The organism is Halomonas sp. 3H, from assembly GCF_024206005.1.
Lineage (GTDB): Bacteria > Pseudomonadota > Gammaproteobacteria > Pseudomonadales > Halomonadaceae > Halomonas > Halomonas campaniensis.
In genome coordinates this window covers 952,935-970,589 of record NZ_CP100360.1, presented here as the reverse complement: position 1 = coordinate 970,589, position 17,655 = coordinate 952,935, and the positions used below count along the sequence as shown (strand labels likewise).

Annotated in this window: 15 protein-coding genes; 7 read left to right on the top strand and 8 right to left on the bottom strand. The window is 70.7% G+C overall.

What is annotated here, in order from left to right; genetic code table 11:
• Position 1: 1 nt before the first annotated feature.
• The 4 genes from NFC98_RS04645 to NFC98_RS04630 all read right to left on the bottom strand — a co-directional run bounded on the left by NFC98_RS04645 (position 2) and on the right by NFC98_RS04630 (position 4,470).
• Positions 2 to 832 (bottom strand): ABC transporter permease, encoded by an 831-nt coding sequence (locus tag NFC98_RS04645; protein WP_254276973.1) that lies wholly within the window; start codon positions 830 to 832, stop codon positions 2 to 4.
• Positions 833 to 850: 18 nt separating this feature from the next.
• Positions 851 to 2,107, bottom strand: a complete 1,257-nt coding sequence (locus NFC98_RS04640) for an ABC transporter permease (RefSeq protein ID WP_254276972.1) — start codon at positions 2,105 to 2,107, stop codon at positions 851 to 853.
• Between the two features lie 88 nt (positions 2,108 to 2,195).
• Entirely contained in the window at positions 2,196 to 3,263 is a 1,068-nt protein-coding gene (locus tag NFC98_RS04635; RefSeq protein ID WP_254276971.1) for an ABC transporter substrate-binding protein, read from the bottom strand.
• Between the two features lie 91 nt (positions 3,264 to 3,354).
• Positions 3,355 to 4,470, bottom strand: a complete 1,116-nt coding sequence (locus NFC98_RS04630) for an ABC transporter ATP-binding protein (protein WP_254276970.1) — start codon at positions 4,468 to 4,470, stop codon at positions 3,355 to 3,357.
• A gap of 266 nt (positions 4,471 to 4,736) precedes the next feature.
• Here NFC98_RS04630 and NFC98_RS04625 point away from each other — a divergent pair, with 266 nt between their 5' ends.
• Positions 4,737 to 5,891, top strand: a complete 1,155-nt coding sequence (locus tag NFC98_RS04625; RefSeq protein ID WP_254276969.1) for an aminotransferase class V-fold PLP-dependent enzyme — start codon at positions 4,737 to 4,739, stop codon at positions 5,889 to 5,891.
• Positions 5,892 to 6,014: 123 nt separating this feature from the next.
• On the opposite strand, the gene NFC98_RS04620 is transcribed toward NFC98_RS04625, so the two are convergent.
• Both NFC98_RS04620 and NFC98_RS04615 read right to left on the bottom strand, forming a co-directional pair.
• A complete protein-coding gene (locus NFC98_RS04620; RefSeq protein ID WP_254276968.1) occupies positions 6,015 to 6,698 on the bottom strand; it encodes a CBS domain-containing protein in 684 nt (227 codons plus the stop codon).
• A gap of 152 nt (positions 6,699 to 6,850) precedes the next feature.
• The gene (locus tag NFC98_RS04615) at positions 6,851 to 7,633 is read right to left on the bottom strand and encodes a DeoR/GlpR family DNA-binding transcription regulator (RefSeq protein ID WP_254276967.1); all 783 of its coding nucleotides are present in this window, start codon (positions 7,631 to 7,633) and stop codon (positions 6,851 to 6,853) included.
• A 123-nt stretch (positions 7,634 to 7,756) separates the two neighbouring features.
• On the opposite strand from NFC98_RS04615, the gene NFC98_RS04610 reads away from it, so the two are divergent.
• From NFC98_RS04610 to cdd, 6 genes are all read left to right on the top strand, one after another.
• Positions 7,757 to 9,028, top strand: coding sequence for a NupC/NupG family nucleoside CNT transporter (locus tag NFC98_RS04610; protein WP_254276966.1), 1,272 nt, complete (start codon positions 7,757 to 7,759; stop codon positions 9,026 to 9,028).
• Between the two features lie 85 nt (positions 9,029 to 9,113).
• On the top strand, positions 9,114 to 9,890 hold the full coding sequence (deoC, locus tag NFC98_RS04605; RefSeq protein WP_254276965.1) for a deoxyribose-phosphate aldolase: 777 nt from the start codon (positions 9,114 to 9,116) through the stop codon (positions 9,888 to 9,890).
• Positions 9,890 to 11,245 (top strand): thymidine phosphorylase, encoded by a 1,356-nt coding sequence (deoA, locus tag NFC98_RS04600; RefSeq protein WP_254276964.1) that lies wholly within the window; start codon positions 9,890 to 9,892, stop codon positions 11,243 to 11,245. Before deoC ends, deoA begins: the two co-directional genes overlap by 1 nt.
• Complete coding sequence (locus tag NFC98_RS04595) at positions 11,242 to 12,564, top strand: phosphopentomutase (RefSeq protein ID WP_254276963.1); 1,323 nt, start codon at positions 11,242 to 11,244, stop codon at positions 12,562 to 12,564. Before deoA ends, NFC98_RS04595 begins: the two co-directional genes overlap by 4 nt.
• Entirely contained in the window at positions 12,564 to 13,298 is a 735-nt protein-coding gene (gene deoD, locus NFC98_RS04590; RefSeq protein ID WP_254276962.1) for a purine-nucleoside phosphorylase, read from the top strand. Before NFC98_RS04595 ends, deoD begins: the two co-directional genes overlap by 1 nt.
• Positions 13,295 to 13,717, top strand: coding sequence for a cytidine deaminase (gene cdd, locus NFC98_RS04585; RefSeq protein ID WP_254276961.1), 423 nt, complete (start codon positions 13,295 to 13,297; stop codon positions 13,715 to 13,717). The genes deoD and cdd overlap by 4 nt, the downstream gene beginning before the upstream one ends.
• 21 nt (positions 13,718 to 13,738) lie before the next feature.
• On the opposite strand, the gene NFC98_RS04580 is transcribed toward cdd, so the two are convergent.
• Together NFC98_RS04580 and NFC98_RS04575 are read right to left on the bottom strand one after the other, a co-directional pair.
• Positions 13,739 to 15,286, bottom strand: coding sequence for a hypothetical protein (locus NFC98_RS04580; protein ID WP_254276960.1), 1,548 nt, complete (start codon positions 15,284 to 15,286; stop codon positions 13,739 to 13,741).
• Positions 15,283 to 17,628: a mechanosensitive ion channel domain-containing protein gene (locus NFC98_RS04575; RefSeq protein WP_254276959.1), complete on the bottom strand. Its 2,346-nt coding sequence runs from the start codon at positions 17,626 to 17,628 to the stop codon at positions 15,283 to 15,285. Before NFC98_RS04575 ends, NFC98_RS04580 begins: the two co-directional genes overlap by 4 nt.
• Positions 17,629 to 17,655 lie beyond the last annotated feature (27 nt).

Here is a 17,655-nt window from a genome sequence, read left to right as displayed (position 1 = left end):
CTTACTCCACGCTGCCCTTGAGCCGTTCGCTGCGCCGGCGCAGCAGCTCCATGGTCACCAGCAGCAGGGTCGAGAGCAGGATCAGGATGGTGGCCATGGCGGCGATGGCCGGGCTGATGTTCTCGCGGATGCCGGAGAACATCTGGATCGGCAGGGTGCGCTCGGTGGGGCTGGCGATGAACAGCGCCACCACCACCTCGTCGAAGGAGGTGGCGAAGGCGAAGAGCCCGCCGGAGACCACCCCCGGCACGATCTGCGGCAGCACCACGGTGAAGAAGACCCGCAGCGGGCTCGCCCCCAGGCTGGCCCCGGCGCGCACCTGGTTGAAGTCGAAGCCCTGCAGGGTGGCGTTCACGGTGATCACCACGAAGGGCACGCCGAGCACCGTGTGGGCCAGCACCAGGCCGGTGTAGGAGTTGAGCAGCCCCACCTGGGCGAAGAAGAAGTACATGCCCACGGCGACGATCACCAGCGGCACCACCATGGGCGAGATCAGCAGCGCCAGGATCATTCCCTTGCCGGGAAAGTCGGCGCGGTTGAGCCCCACCGCGGCCAGGGTGCCGAGGATCATCGCCAGCAGGGTCGCCAGCGGCGCGACGATCAGGCTGTTCTTCAGCGCCGCCAGCCAGGGGCCGGAGGTATCGAAGATCGCCGCATACCAGCGCAGCGAGACGCCCGGCAGCGGATAGGTGAGGAAGGAGCCGCTGCTGAACGAGAGCGGGATGATCACCAGCACCGGGGTGATCAGGAACAGCAGCACCAGGCCGCACAGCAGCCGGAACGTCCAGAACCAGAGCCGCTCCACCGGCGAGGCGTAGGGGGGCAGTGCCATGTCGTTCTCCTCCCGGGCTCAGCGCCGGATCAGCTGCCTGCGATTCACCAGGCGGTGGTAGACCAGGTAGAGCAGCAGGGTGACCACCAGCAGGATGCTGCCCAGCGCCGCGGCCATGCCCCAGTTGTTGGTGGTGTTGGTGTAGTAGGCCACGTAGTAGCTGACCATCTGGTCGGCGGGGCCGCCCACCAGCGCCGGGGTGATGTAGTAGCCCAGCGCCATGATGAACACCAGGATGGTCCCCGCCGCCACCCCTGAGACCGTCTGGGGCACATAGACCTGCCAGAAGGCCGCGAAGGGGTGCGCACCGAGCGACACCGCGGCGCGCTGGTAGCTGGGCGAGATGCCCTTCATCACGCTGTAGAGCGGCAGCACCATGAAGGGCAGCAGGATATGCACCATGGCGAAGAACACCCCGATGCGGTTGAACACCAGCTGCAGCGGCGACTCGATCAGCCCCAGCGCCATCAGCGACTGGTTGGCCAGGCCGTTGGACTGCAGCAGGATGATCCAGGCCGCGGTGCGCACCAGCAGCGAGGTCCAGAACGGCAGCAGCACCAGGATCATCAGCAGGTTGCTGGTCTTCGCCGGCAGCGTGGCCAGCAGGTAGGCCAGCGGGAAGCCCAGCGCCAGGCAGATCAGGGTCACCCCGCCGGCGATCACCATGGTGCGCTGGAAGACCGCCTGGTAGAGGCGATCCCCGGCGTCGACGCGCTGGATCTCGCCATCCGCCCCGCGCTCCAGGTCCAGGGAGGCGAGCATGTAGCGGTCGGTGGCGGGCGGGGCGGCGCGCTGGATACCGAGCCAGGTGGCGGTCTCGCCCCAGGCCGGATCGATCTCCGTCAGTGCCGTCGTCCAGTCATCGACGCTCTCCCCCGCCGCCGGCAGCCCGCGCAGGGTACGCATCAGCAGCCCGCGATAGCCGGTGTCCTCGTAGTTGAGGCGTCGACCGATGCGCCCGAGCCCGCCGCCGCGGCGGGAGTCACGCAGCTCCGCGGCAAAGGCCGCCATGGCGTCCTCGTCGGGCAGGCCGGCGCCGTCCCACTGTTGCAGGGCCGCCGCGGTCCGGGGCATCACCGAGGCCAGCTCGCTGTTGTCGACGCTGCGCCACAGCATGCTGCCGATGGGCACCACGAAGACGATCACCAGGAACAGCGCCAGGGGGGCGACCAGAGCCACCGCCCGGAGCTTGCGCATCCGCTCGGCCCGCCTGAGCTGGGCCCGCAGGTTGCCGGCAGGCCTGGCCGGCGGTGTCGACGCGGCGGATAGGGTCATGGGCGTCTCCCGGACGGATCAGTGCCGGCCGCGCCAGGCGCGGCCGCAGGAAGAGGGGGCAGCGGCTCGCGCCGCTGCCGGGGGTGGATCAGCGTGCCGCCCAGGCGTTGAAGCGCTGCTCGAGCTCCTCGCCGAAGTCGACCCAGAAGCCGGTGTCGATGGCCAGCGCGCCCTCGAGGTTCTCCTCGTGGGTAGGCATGCGCCGCGCCTGCTCCTCGTCCAGCTGGGCGATGGCGTCCGGGTGCACCGGGCCGTAGGGGATCTCGCTGGAGTAGACCGCCTGGGTCTCCGGCTGGCTGGCGAAGGCGATGAAGTCGTAGGCCTCGTCGACGTAGTCGCTGCCGGCGACGATCGCCCAGTAGTCCAGGTCGTAGATGCTCTCGTTCCAGACGATCGCCAGGTTGTTGCCCTCCTCCTGGGCGGCGGCGATGCGACCGTTGTAGGAGGAGGTCATCACCACGTCGCCGGCCACCAGCCACTGGGGCGGCTGGGCGCCGGCCTCCCACCACTGGATGTGCTCCTTGATCTCGTCGAGCTTGGCGAAGGCGCGGTCGACCCCCTCGTCGGTGGCCAGCACCGCGTAGACCTCGTCGGCTGGCACGCCGTCGGCCATCAGCGCGAACTCCAGGGTGTACTTGGCACCGCGACGCAGTCCGCGAGTGCCGGGAAACTGCTCGACGTCCCAGAAGTCGGCCCAGGAACCGGGCGCCGCGTCCAGGGCGTCGGCGTCATAGGCCAGCACCGTGGACCACACGAAGGTGCCCACGCCGCACTCGTCCACGGCCGAGTCGATCAGGGTGTCGGCGAGCCCCAGGCGTTCCCAGTCGATGGGCTCGAACAGCCCCTCGAAGCAGCCGCGCGCCAGCTCGGGGGACTCCATCTCCACCAGGTCCCAGCTGACGTTGCCGGTCTCGACCATGGCACGGATGCGCGACAGCTCGCCGTTGTAGTCCCCGGGCGTCAGGTCGACGCCGGTCTGCTCGGCGAAGGGGCCGTAGTAGGCCTTCTGCATGGCGTCCCCCGAGGCGCCGCCGAAGGAGATGACGGTCAGCGCCTGGGCGCCGGTCGACAGCGCCAGGCCGGCGGCGAGCAGGCCGCCGACGGCGACACCGCGGGCCAGCCGGCAGGGCGTGAGGGGGGAAGGCTGATGGGTCATGGGACTCTCCCGATGGTGATTGTGGTTGTGGTTCTCGTGGTGCTCGGGGGGACGGCGGAGGCCGCCACCGCCGGGGTGCCCGGACGGGCGGTCATCGCGGGCCGGGCATGTCCAGGGCGCGCACATCCTCGTCGCGCCAGCCGACCTCGACGAGGTCGCCCGCCTGCATGCTGCTCTGGAACTCGGCGACCGGCACCCGCGCCACGAACTGGTCGTTGCCGGCCAGCTCCAGGCGGATGCGCAGGTGGTCGCCCAGGTAGATGAACTCGCGGACCCGGGCCGGCAGGCGATTGGCCAGGTCGCGGCTCGCCCCGTTGAGCTTGATCCGCTCCGGACGGATCGACAGCTGGGTGGCGTCGCCGCTGGCCAGCCCCGGCCCCACCAGCGCTCCGGTGACGTGGTCGTCGCCGAAGCGCACCCGGCACTGCTCGCCCTGCACCGACTCGATGCGCCCAGGCAGGGTGTTGTTCTCGCCGATGAACTGGGCCACGAAGGTGTTGGCGGGGTGCTCGTAGAGGGCCTGGGGGGTATCGATCTGCTGGATGACCCCGTCGTTGAACACCGCCACCCGATCCGACATGGTCAGCGCCTCGCTCTGGTCGTGGGTGACGAACACCACGGTGAGGTCGAGCTGCTCGTGGAGCTGCTTGATCTCCAGCTGCATGTGCTCGCGCAGTTGCTTGTCCAGGGCGCCGAGGGGCTCGTCCATCAGGATCAGTCGGGGTTCGAACACCAGGGCCCGGGCCAGCGCCACCCGCTGCTGCTGGCCGCCGGAGAGCTGGGCGGGACGCCGCCCGGCAAACTCGCCGAGCTTGATCATGTCGAGGATGCCGGCGACCTTGCGGTCGGCCTCGGCGGCGGGCAGCCGGCGGGTCCTCAGCGGATAGCGGATGTTCTCTTCCACCGTCATGTGGGGGAAGAGGGCGTAGTTCTGGAAGACCATGCCGAAGTTGCGCTTGTGGGGGGGCACGGTATTGAGGCGCTGGTCGCCGAGGTAGATGTCGCCGCCGGTGGGGTTCTCGAACCCGGCGAGCATCATCAGGCAGGTCGTCTTGCCGGAGCCGGAGGGGCCCAGCAGGGTCACGAACTCCCCCTCGTGGATGGCCAGGTTGAGGTCCTTGACCACCAGGGTCTCGCCGTCATAGGTCTTCTGGACGGCATCGAAGCGGATCAGCGGGGCCTGGGTGCGGCTGTTGTTGTCGGGCATCGTGGCTCCCGGCCAAAATTAAGACGTTTGCAGAAAATGTCCAAATTTCAAGCTAGGCACGATGCTGCGCAGCGTCAAGTCGCTCCACCACGCTGCGTAAACGGTGCCACCGACGCACCGGCCGCGGGGATGATCCAGGTCAAGGCCGACGACCGGCGCCGGCCCGCCGCGGCTGGCCCGAACCCCCGAATGGGAATATGCTCTGGGTATGAACGCCCCTTCGCCTGCGCCCTCCCCGAGGGCGCGGCCACATCACGGAGACTGAAATGCCCGGCTTGCTACCCGATGTCGATCCCGATGGGCTGCTCGAATACTCGGTGGTCTACACCGACCGCGCCCTGAACCACATGTCGGCACGCTTCCAGGAAGTGATGCGTGACCTCTCCGCCGGCCTCAAGCAGGTCTACCACGCGCACAGCGCAGTGATCGTGCCGGGCAGCGGCACCTTCGGCATGGAGGCAGTGGCCCGGCAGTTCGCCAAGGAGCGCCGCTGCCTGGTGATCCGCAACGGCTGGTTCAGCTACCGCTGGAGCCAGATCCTCGAGATGGGCAGGATCCCCGCCGACATCAACGTGCTCAAGGCGCGCCGCCTCGACGAGAGCAACCCCACCTCGCCCTTCAGGCCGGCGCATATCGAGGAGGTGATCGAGTCGATCCGCGACCAGCAGCCCGACATCGTCTTCATGCCCCATGTGGAGACCTCCGCCGGGATCATGCTGCCCGACGACTACATCCGCCAGGTGGCCGACGCCATCCATGAGGAGGGCGGGCTGCTGGTGCTCGACTGCATCGCCTCCGGCTCGATCTGGGTCGACATGCAGGACCTCGGCGTGGACGTGCTGGTCAGCGCGCCCCAGAAGGGCTGGAGCGCCTCCCCCTGCTGCGGCATGGTGATGCTGTCGCGGCTGGCCCGGGAAACCATCGACGAGACCACCAGCTCCAGCTTCTCCTGCGACCTGAAGAAGTGGCTGCAGATCATGGAAGCCTACGAGGGCGGCGGCCACGCCTATCATGCCACCCTGCCCACCGATGGCCTGGTGCGGCTGCGCGACGTGATGGCCGAGATCGAGGCCTATGGCCTGGAGCGGGTCCGCGAGGAGCAGCAGGCGCTGGGCGACGGGGTGCGCGAGCTGCTGGCCGAGTACGGCTACCGGAGCGTGGCCGCGCCGGGCTTCGAGGCCCCGGGGGTGGTGGTCTGCTACACCGACGACCCGAAGCTGGTCGGCAAGTTCGCCGCGGCGGGCGTGCAGGTCGCCGGCGGCGTGCCGCTGATGTGCGACGAGGGCGAGGGCTTCCAGACCTTCCGCATCGGCCTGTTCGGCCTGGAGAAGCTGCATGACCGCGAACGCAGCCTGACCAACCTGAAGGCGGCGCTGGACCAGGTGGCCTCGGCCCGGCCGGTGCCGGCCAGCGAGGCCTGACCCCCGCTGACCGCCTCGCCCTGGCGGCGAGGCGGTGGCGTCACGGCACCCGGCGACGCAGCGGGACATAACGCAACGGGGCGGCCCATGGGCCGCCCCGTTGCGTGGGTGTCGATGAACGAATCAGATGCTGCCGACGCCCCGCGGGATGAAGCCCAGGTTATTCTCCACGGCCTTGACGCCCGACGTGTTCTCGGCGGCCACCTGCACGGCCATCTTCTCCTGCTGGTTCTCCACCAGGCCCCACAGCTGGACGCGGCCTTCGGTGACGATGACATTGATGCGGTCGACCAGCACCCCGGTGTGCTCGTCGACTTCCTTGAGGATCGCCTTGCGGATCTCCCGGTCGTCGCTGGTCACGCTGGCGTCGGGCTCGGCCACCGAGAACCCGCGCAGCAGGTTGGAGCGGCTGACGATGCCGACCAGCTTGCCACCGGTCACCACCGGCACCCGCTTGATGTGGTGCTTCTCGAGCAGGGTGGAGATCTTGTGCAGCGGCATCTCCTCGTCGATGGTGATCGGATCGCGGGTCATCACCTCGTGGGCCAGGCGACCGTGGGACTTCACATAGTCGGCGGGGTCGTGGCCGGCCACCAGCTTCAGCCACCATGACTTGCGGCGACCGCTACCGTTCTCGACGCGGCGCATCAGGTCGCCTTCGCTGACGATCCCCAACACCTTGTCGTTGGCATCCACCACGGGCACGGCGCTGATGCCGTTCTCGAGCAGCAGGGCGGCGATCTCGCGCACCTCGCTGTCGGGTCCCACGGTGATGACATTGCGAGTCATGATGTCTGCAGCTTGCATGGTGCGTCCTCTGGGCGTTGTGAATGGGCGACCCGCACCTGGCGGGCCACCTGCTGGCGCTTCATTCCTGCGGCAGGCCCCGTCGGGCGCTGCCCTTTATCAGAAGATAGCAATGCCCGCCGCCGTGTGCCTTGAGCCGGCGCAAGGATTCTTCAACGCTCCCCGGCCAGCAGGATCCGGGGGGCGCCATCCGCGGCACACCGAGCGCGCTGCAGGTCACGCCCCGCCTGGCCGTCGGTGATCACCACGTCGACCTCCGCGAGGTCGGCGAAGCGTGCGGGACGAATGACCCCGAGCTTGGTCTCGTCGGCCACCAGGATGCGCTCCCCGGCCGCGGCGATCGCGGCGCGCTTGGCGGCCACCTCGTGGAAGTGGAAGCAGCTGACCCCCTTGTGGGGATGCACACCGGCCGCCGAGAGGAAGGCCCGGTTGATGCCCAGGCGCTGCACCACCTCGTGCACCCCCTCGTCGTCGAAGGAGTGGGAGCTGGCGTGGTAGAGCCCGCCCAGCAGCACCAGCCGCACCTCGGGCAGGGCGCTGACCGCATTGGCCACGTTGAGCGCATAGGTCACCACGGTGATCTCGCGCCGCCCCGCGAGCTGGCCGACCAGCGGCACCAGGGTGGTGCCGCAGTCGATGAACAGGGTGTCGCCCTCCTCCACGAACTCGCTGGCGCGCTCGCAGAGCCGGTACTTGGCCCGGGCCTGGCGATCCTGCTCGGTCGCCAGGTCGTAGACCGGCGCCTGGCGCGGGTCATCGGCGCGCATCAGGTGCCCGCCCACCAGCACCAGCTGGCCCTCGCCGGCCGCCAGGTCTCGGCGGATGGTCATCTCGGAGACCTCGCAGAGGGCGGCGGCCTCGGCGAGGCGCAGGCGCCCGCCCCGGGCCAGGGCATCGGCGAGTCGTGCCAGTCGTTGGGCGCTGCGGGGATTCATCGGCATGGGCTCCGGGAGGAACGGGACGGAAAATGTTAGAAAAATAACAGGAAATGTTATAGGTTTCACACCATATCCACTCCGCCGCCCGCCGGGCGGACGCAGCCGCCAGCAGGTGCCCCCATGACTCTCCTGATGAGCCTGGTCGGCATGGTGACGCTGATCGCCATCGCCCTGATCTTCTCCACCGATCGCCGTGCGATCCGCCTGCGAACCGTGGGAGGCGCCTTCGCCATCCAGGCCGGCATCGGCGCCTTCGTGCTCTACGTGCCCTTCGGCCAGGCGGTGCTCCAGGCCATCTCCTCCGCCGTCAGCCAGGTGGTGCTCTACGCCAATGACGGCATCGACTTCCTGTTCGGCGGCCTGGCCGACGTGGAGAGCGTCGGCTTCGTGTTCGCCATCAAGGTGCTGCCGGTGATCATCTTCTTCTCGTCGCTGATCGCCGTGCTCTACTACCTGGGCATCATGCAGTGGGTCATCCGCCTGCTCGGCGGGGCCCTGCAGAAGGCCCTGGGCACCTCGCGCACCGAATCGCTCTCCGCCACCGCCAACATCTTCGTCGGCCAGACCGAGGCGCCGCTGGTGGTGCGCCCCTTCATCGCCCGCATGACGCCCTCGCAGCTCTTCGCGGTGATGTGCGGCGGCCTGGCCTCGGTGGCCGGCTCGGTGCTGGCGGGCTACGCCGCCCTGGGGATCCCCATGGAGTATCTGGTGGCCGCCTCCTTCATGGCCGCCCCGGGCGGGCTGCTGTTCGCCAAGCTGATCATGCCCGAGACCCGCGAGCCGGTGGACGACACGGAGCAGGTCCCGGACGTGATCGAGGAGGATGACCGGCCCGCCAACGTGCTCGACGCCGCGGCCAACGGCGCCAGCTCCGGGCTGCGCCTGGCGGCCAACGTGGGCGCCATGCTGCTCGCCTTCATCGGCCTGATCGCGCTGATCAACGGCATGCTCGGCGGCATCGGCGGCTGGATCGGCCTGGAGTCGCTGAGCCTGGAGTGGATCCTCGGCTGGCTGTTCGCCCCGCTGGCCTTCCTGCTCGGCGTGCCCTGGGAGGAGGCGACCCTGGCCGGCTCCTTCATCGGCCAGAAGCTGGTGGTCAACGAGTTCGTCGCCTACATCAACCTTGCCCCCTACCTGGAGGGCGACCAGCTGGTGGCCGCCACCGGCCAGGTGATGACCCCGCATACCATGGCGATCCTGTCGTTCGCGCTGTGCGGCTTCGCCAACCTGTCGTCCATCGCGATCCTGCTGGGCGGCCTGGGCAGCATCGCCCCCAACCGCCGCCCCGAGATCGCCCGCTTCGGCCTCAAGGCGGTGCTGGCCGGTACCCTTTCCAACCTGATGTCGGCCTCGCTGGCCGGCTTCTTCCTCGCCCTGGGGGCGCTGGGCTGAGGCCCCTCCCGCGCCGGGGAGCGCCACGCCGCCGCTCCCCGGCCGTCCCCGACGCCAATCCGCTCACCCACACGATGGTGCCCGCATGACCGACCTGCAACGCGCCGCCCGCCAGGCGCTCTCCCTGATGGACCTGACCAGCCTCAACGACGACGATACCGACGCGCGCATCGAGTCGCTGTGCCGCCGCGTGAAGACCCCCGCCGGCACACCCGCCGCGGTCTGCGTCTACCCGGCCTTCGTCACCACCGCCCGCCGCACCCTCAAGGCCCTGGAGCTGGAGGGCCGGGTCAAGGTGGCCACGGTCACCAACTTCCCCCACGGGGGCGACGACATCATGGCCGCCGCCCGGGAGACCCGCGAGGCGGCGGCCGCCGGCGCCGACGAGGTGGACGTGGTCTTCCCCTGGCGCGCCCTGCTGGCCGGCGACGAGGAGACCGGCCGCGAGCTGGTCGCCTGCTGCCACCAGGCCGCCGGCGATGCCGTGCTCAAGGTGATCCTCGAGACCGGCGAGCTCAAGGACCCCGCGCTGATCCGCCGGGCCGCCGAGCTGGGCATCGAGGGCGGCGCCGACTTCCTCAAGACCTCCACCGGCAAGGTGGCGGTCAACGCCACCCTGGAAGCCGCCGAGATCCTGCTCGAGGCGATCCGGGCCAGCGGCCGCGACGTGGGCTTCAAGGCCGCCGGCGGCGTGCGCACCGTCGAGGACGCCCAGGCCTACCTGCAGCTGGCCGAGCGGCTGATGGGCGCCGCCTGGATCACCCCCGCGCACTTCCGCTTCGGGGCCTCCGGGCTGCTCGACAGCCTGCTCGAGACCCTGGGCGTGATGGCCGCGCCCGCCGGGAGCCAGGGAGGCTACTGATGCCGCCGCACGCCCAGCCCTCAGCGTCGCTGCCCCAGGAGCGGATCCGCGCCAAGCGTGACGGCCATTCACTGTCGCCCGAGGCGATCGCCGAGCTGGTGACCGGCATCAGCGACGGCTCGCTCTCCGACGCCCAGGTCGGGGCGCTGGCCATGGCGATCTTCCTCAACGGCATGGACACCGCCGAGACGGTGGCCCTCACCGAGGCGATCCGCGACTCCGGCCAGACCCTGGCCTGGGACGACCTGGACCTGCCGGGCCCGCGGCTCGACAAGCACTCCACCGGCGGCGTGGGCGACCTGGTGTCGCTGGTACTGGGCCCCTGGATCGCCGCCTGCGGCGGCTTCGTGCCGATGATCTCCGGTCGCGGCCTGGGCCACACCGGCGGCACCCTGGACAAGCTCGAGGCGATCCCCGGCGTCTCAGTCACCCCGGACACCGCCGCCTTCCGCCGCCTGGTCAGGACGGCGGGCGTGGCGATCATCGGCCAGACCACCGACCTGGCGCCGGCCGACCGGCGCCTCTACGCCATCCGCGACGTCACCGCCACGGTGGAGTCGCTGCCGCTGATCGTCAGCTCGATCCTCGGCAAGAAGCTCGCCTGCGGCCTCGACGCCCTGGTGATGGACGTCAAGACCGGCAGCGGCGCCTTCATGCCCACGCAGGAAGCCGCCAGGGAACTGGCACAGACCATTGCCGAGGTGGCCAGCCGGGCCGGCACGCCGACCACCGCGCTGGTCACCGACATGAGCCAGCCGCTGGCGCCCTGCGCCGGCAACGCCATCGAGGTCCACGAGGCGATCCGGCTGCTCACCGGCCAGGTGCGCGATGGCCGGCTGCTGACGGTGACCCGTACGCTTGCCGCCGAGCTGCTGCTGGCCGGGCGCCTGGCCGACTCCCGCGAGGCGGCCCTGGCTCGGCTCGACGCGGCGCTGGCCTCGGGCGCCGCCGCCGAGCGCTTCGCGCGCATGGTCTCGGGCCTGGGCGGGCCCGCCGACCTGCTCGAGCACCCCGGCCGCCACCTGCCCGAGGCGCCGGTGAGCCGGGCGGTGTTCGCCGAGCGACCCGGCCGGGTGCAGGCGATCGACACCCGCGAGCTGGGACTGGCGGTGGTGACCCTCGGCGGCGGTCGCCGTGTCCCGGACGCGGCCATCGACCCCGCGGTGGGGCTCTGCGACATCGCCGCCATCGGCGAGGCGGTGGACGCCGAGCGCCCGCTGGCGCGGATCCGGGCGGCCAGCGAGGCCGAGGCCGAACGGGCCGAGCGCCGGCTCCGCGCGGCCATCGCTGTGGGCGACGCCCCGGTCACCGTGCCTACACTGATCCATGACACCCTTCGCCGGGAGGCCCCATGACCCGCGCCATCCTGCTCGTGCTCGACTCCTTCGGCATCGGCGCCACCCCCGATGCCGGACACTTCGGCGACGCCGGCGCCGACACCCTGGGCCATATCGCCGCGGCCTGCGCCCGCGGCGAGTGCGACCTTCCACAGGGCCCCGAAACCGGGCTATCTCAAGGCCCCGAAGACGGGCTATCTCAGGGCCCCGAAGACGGCCCAGGCCCGGGCGCGGTCCGTCAGGGGCCGCTCGCGCTGCCGAACCTGGGACGGCTGGGGCTCTTCCACGCCCACCACGCCAGCACCGGCGACTGGGCCGACGGCGTCGCGGTCCCCACCGAGGTGGTGGGCGCCTGGGGCCACGCCCGGGAGCTCTCTTCCGGCAAGGACACCCCCTCGGGCCACTGGGAGATCGCCGGGGTCCCGGTGCGCTCACACTGGGGCTACTTCCTCGACCGGGAGCAGAGCTTCCCGTCCGAGCTGCTCGAGGCCCTGGTCCGCGAGGCCGGGCTGCCCGGGGTGCTGGGCGACTGCCATGCCTCGGGCACCGAGATCATCGCGCGCCTCGGCGAGGCCCACGTCGCCACCGGCAAGCCCATCGTCTATACCTCGGCCGACTCGGTGTTCCAGATCGCCGCCCACGAGGAGGCCTTCGGCCTGGAGCGGCTCTACGCGGTCTGCGAGACGGCGCGCCGCCTGCTCGAGCCCTGGAACATCGGCCGCGTCATCGCCCGCCCCTTCAGCGGGTCGGACGCGGCCGGCTTCACCCGCACCGCCAACCGCCGCGACTACAGCGTCGAGCCCCCGGCCCCCACCGTCCTGCAGAAGCTGCATGACGCCGGAGGCGAGGTGATCGCCATCGGCAAGATCGCCGACATCTATGCCCACTGCGGCATCTCGCGCACGGTGAAGGCCAGCGGCCACGACGCCCTGATGGACGCCACCCTGGCGGCGCTGGAGACGGCCGGCGACCGCAGCCTGGTGATGACCAACTTCGTCGACTTCGACATGGTCCACGGCCACCGCCGCGACGTGGCCGGCTACGCGGCGGCCCTGGAGCACTTCGACGCCCGCCTGCCGGAGCTGCTGGCCAGGCTCGGCGATGACGACCTGCTGATCCTCACCGCCGACCACGGCTGCGACCCCACCTGGGCCGGCACCGACCATACCCGCGAGCACGTCCCGGTGCTGGCGCTGGGGGGCGGGCTCTTCCCCGGCAGCCTGGGGGCGCGCGAGACCTTCGCCGATATCGGCCAGAGCCTGGCCACCTTCCTGGGCCTGCCGCCCATGGCGGACGGCACCGCTTTCCTCGACCACCCCGCGACAGGAGGCCAGTGATGGCGACTCCCCATATCAACGCCGAGCCGGGCGACTTCGCCGACACCGTGCTGATGCCCGGCGACCCGCTGCGGGCGAAGTACATCGCCGAGACCTACCTGGAGCAGGTGCGCCAGGTGAACACGGTGCGCAACATGTCCGGCTACACCGGCACCTACCGGGGCCGGGCGATCTCGGTGATGGGCCACGGCATGGGCATCCCCTCGGTATCGATCTACGCCAAGGAGCTGATCACCGACTACGGCGTGACGCGGCTGATCCGCGTCGGCTCCTGCGGCGCGGTGCGCGACGACGTGGCGGTGCGCGACGTGGTGGTCGGCCTGGGCGCCTGCACCGATTCGGGCGTCAACCGCAGCCGCTTCGCCGGCATGGACTTCGCCGCCATCGCCGACTTCGAGCTGACCCGCCACGCCGTGGACGCGGCCGCCGACCGCGGCCTGCCGGTGAAGGTGGGCAACCTCTTCTCCGCGGACCTCTTCTACGACCCCCGCCCCGAGACCGCCGAGCTGCTCAGGCGCTACGGCATCGTCGGGGTGGAGATGGAGGCCGCCGGGCTCTTTGGGGTCGCCGCGGAATTCGGCGCCCGGGCCGCGACGCTCTGCACGGTCTCGGACCATATCCTCAGGGGCGACTCGCTCTCGAGCGCCGACCGCGAGCGCACCTTCGATGACATGATGCACGTGGCCCTGGAGGCCGTGCTGCGCGACGACGCCAGCCGGGGGGTGACCCCATGAGCCGCACGCCCCTCGACCCGACGCTTGTCGGCGAGCTGGTCGCGGTGCGGGACCGGGCCTACGCGCCCTATTCGCACCATCCGGTGGGCGCGGTGGTGGTCAGCGAGAGCGGCCGCCGCTACGCCGGCGCCAACGTGGAGGTGGCCCACTACAAGGGGATCTGCGCCGAGGCCTCGGCGATCGCCGCCATGGCCAGCGCCGGGGAGCGGCGCCTGCGCGAGGTCTGGGTGATCGGCCCCGGCACGCACCTCTGCACCCCCTGCGGCGACTGCCGGCAGCGCATCCGCGAGTTTGCCGACGACGCCACGCGGATCCGGGTGGTGGATGCCGAGGGGCGGCTGCTCAGGGAGTACACCATGGCCGAGCTGCTCCCGGATGCCTTCGGCCCCGAGAACCTCAGCCCCGAGAACCTGGGCTGACCCGACCGGCCGGGGGCCGGCTCAGTTGCCCGACTCCGCCTCCTGGCCCGGCCCCTCGGCGTGGACCCGCTCCACGTCGACGATCCGCGAGCGGCTCATCACGATCTTCCAGCGCTGCAGGATCGGCGGCCGGTCTCCCTGCGCCTCGCGCAGCACCAGGTTGATCAGGTGGCGCTTCTCCACCGCCTCGCGCACTACCTCCCCGTCCTCGAGCCGGTAGACATGGTGGCTGCCCTTGTCCATCAGCCGCGCCAGCACGGAGAGGTCGAGGGTCAGCGTCTCGCGGGTATGGTCGTAGCCGCTCATGAAGCGGGTCGGCGACATCCGCGAGCTGGAGCGGTAGTGCAGCACCACCTCCTCGCGCTGGGCGACGTTGCGCTTGCGCACCCGGCGGATCTCCTCGTCGAGCTTGACGAAGCGCTTGTAGTCGAACCACTCCAGCTGCCGGCCCACCGGGGTGTTGCGGGTCGGGTCCAGGTACTGGCGGCGCCACTTGGGGCGCCCCTTGCGCAGCAGGCGCCAGAGGGTGTTGCGCAGGTCATCCTTGAACACCTCGCGCAGGGCGTAGATCACCGCCATGGCCAGCACGAACAGCGCGGTGATGTCCGCCAGGGTGTCGCGTGCCTCCAGCAGGCCCAGCGAGACGAACACCATCACCACCGCGGTGGCGAAGGCCTTGACCGCCTTCTGCTCGCCCCCGCCCAGCTCCTGGTTGCGCTGTTTGAGGGTCACCGGGTACTCGATCAGCCGGCGCAGCAGCCGCATCTTGTTGGACATGCGCGTCGGGTCCCGGATGACGCGCTCGGAGTTGTACTCGCGCGCCTTGCGGTAGTCGGCCTCGTCCCGGCAGATCGCCAGCAGCCGCGCCCGCACCTCCCGGCAGCGGCCGCCGCGGGGCAGGTGGGCCACCAGCGCCAGCAGGCGCTGTTCGGTGAACCAGGAGAGGTAGTTGTCGATGGTGGCGTAGTAGCGGTGCAGGCTCTCCTCGGCGGGCTGCTGGCGCCGCAGGCGGCGCAGGATGCCGGTGGCCAGCTCGGCCAGCTCCTCGAGCCGCGCCTCCAGGGTCGGCGGCTCCCCCTCGGCGGAGTCGCTGCCCGCCGCGTGCTTCCCGCCGCGCGGCGTCGCCTCGCCATTCTCGCGCTCCTTCTCCTTGCCGGCGCCCTGGCTGCCGCCACCCTTTCCACTCCCCCGGCCATTCGCCTTCTCGCTGCCCTGCTTCTCGGCCCGGCGGGCCTCCCGGGCCGCCTCCAGCAGCGTGCGGGTGGAGCGCTCCAGGGCCACCACGTACTGGTAGGCGTAGAGGCTCAGGCTCAGCCGGTACTGCCCGGCATCCAGCTTGCCGCGCTCCGCCAGGCGGCTGAGCACCAGCGGCAGGTGGTGGCGGTCGCTGTAGTAGGTGCGCTTGACGTGGATCGCCGCATGGTAGAACTCCTCCTCTGAGATCACGTGGGTGGAGAGCCCCAGCTCCCCGGGCACGAAGAGGAAGAGGTCGAGCCGGTGGGAGGTCTCCTCCTGCAGCGCCCGGGAGACCTTGAGGTGGAAGCTGTCCTGGCGCTCGATGGTGATCACTGCGACGGATCCGGCGAAGCGCCACGGGCGCTGGTGTCACCCCCGGGATCGGCCGCGCCCGCCTCGCCGGGCTCGCGACCGCTGGCATCGCGGCCATCGCCGCGCTCGGCGCTGCCGTCCAGGCGGCCGCCGCCACGCCCCTCCATGCTGACGCTGAGGCGCGGCACCCCGAGGTCGATGTGCTGCTCCTCCATGCGCTGGCGCAGCAGCAGGTTGAAGGCGCGGGCCACGTCCCACTGCATCTCCGGGGCGGTGCGGAAGCGCATCCGCAGGATCGGGCAGCCCTCCTCGAAGGCCTGGATGCCCTGCATCTCCAGCGGCGACCAGATGTAGTGGCGCATCATCGGATCCTGGCGCAGCTCGAGGGCCGTCTCCTGCATCAGGGTGATGGCATCGTCGATCTTCATGTCGTGGGGAATGCGGATCTTCATCAGCGCGATGCCGAACTGCCGCGACATGTTATGGATGGAGTCGATGCGGCTGAAGGTGATGATGTGCACCACCCCGTCCAGGTCCCGCAGGCGCACGGTGCGCAGGGTCAGCCCCTCCACCGTGCCCATGTGGCCATTGATCTGCACGAAGTCGTCCACCGCCAGGGAGTCCTCGATGAGGATGAAGATGCCGGTGATCAGGTCCTGGACCAGGGTCTGGGCGCCAAAGCCGATGGCCAGGCCGATCACACCGGCACCGGCCAGCAGCGGCGTGACGTTGACCCCCAGGTTGGCCAGCCCGACGATGGCGGCGATGATCACGATGGTGGTGAAGATCACGTTGCGGATCATCGGCGTAATGGTCTGGGCGCGCGCCTGGTTGACCCGCCGGCCGCGGGCCCGGGTCGAGCTGGTGAGGGCGCGCTGGATGGCGGTGTCGGCGAAGATCCACGCCAGCCAGGCGAGCAGCAGCGTCAGGGCGATGGCCAGCAGCGCCTGGCCGATGCGGGCGCTGGCCACCCCCTGCTGGCCGATGCCGACCAGCGAGCCACTCCACACCTGCAGCGACAGCTCGACGAAGGCCAGCCAGGTGGCCGCATGGGCCAGCACATAGCCGAAGCGCTCCAGGCGCTGGCGGTACTGGCTGACCCGGCGGCGCTGCTGGCGCCGCTTGCGCCGCTCGCCGTGGCGGCGGATCAGCCCGGTTACCACCAGCGCCAGCACCAGCAGCGACGCCGAGATGATCGACCGCGCCAGCGCCGTGCCGACGTCGCCGCCGGTGACGAAGATCGCCAGCAGCGAGCCTCCCACCAGCAGCATGGCCGGCACGTGCCACAGCCGGCCCAGCACGCCGACCACGCTGGCGCTGCCGCCGCTGTCGCGGCGCTCGCGCCAGGGCCGGTTGCGGATGATGTGCTTGACGGGCCGCTTGAAGCGCAGGATGAAGCGGGCGCTGATCAGTGCCGCCAGCATGTTGGCCAGCACCGAGAGCAGGCCGGCCAGTTCGATCCCCACCAGGCTCGACAGGCGCTCGGAATTGAAGGCATCGCCCAGGGCGACCAGCGCACCGATCATGAACAGCGGGCGCAGCGCCCGCTGCTGCAGGATCTGCACGGCGATGAAGCGGTGGCCGCGGGTGAACACCGAGACGAAGGTCTCCACCACCACCGAGAGGGTGCGACCGCACAGCGCCACATAGGCCACCACCAGGGCCATCACCCGGCCGGAGCTCTCGGGCACAAGCTGGGCAACGCCCAGCACCAGCGCGAAGGCGAGCGCCCAGGGCAGCATGCGGCGCAGGAAGTGCACAGCCAGCAGCCAGCCGCGAGGCTCCCGGGGGAGGTCCAGGGGCCAGCCGTGGCGCCTGGCCAGCAGGCGTCCCAGGGCGATCAGGATCACCAGCAGCCCGGCCCAGATGCCCAGCAGCACCGTGCCCTCGACCAGGAAGCGCATCAGGTCGGCATTGCCGGTCTCGCTGACCAGGGTGCTCAGGTCCTCCCAGCCCTCCTCGAGCTGGCGCTCCCACTGGTCGATCGGCGACTGGCCCGCCTCGGCCTGCTCGCCCAGGTCGCTCAGGGTCTCGGCCAGGGCCCCGAGCAGCCCCTGGCGTGGGGCGATCGCCCCCTCCTCCGTGGCCTCGCCGTGCGCCGCCTGGAGGTCACGCAGGTTCTCCAGCAGCGCGCCGCGCTGCTCGGCATCCTCCAGGGTGGCGATGATGCGCTCCAGGGAGTCCTGGAATTCCCGGGGATCATGCGCCTCGCCCTCCTCGGACGTGACCAGGCCAGCCAGCCCGACCTGCTGGGCCGTGGCCGGTGCGGCCAGCAGCAGCCCGACGAACAGCAGCGTCAGCGCCAGCAGCCAGCGCGTCATCGGGCAGCGGGTCAGGGAGTCACGGCAGGGGCTGGGCAACATCGGCTCTCCATTCCGAGGGATCGGGGG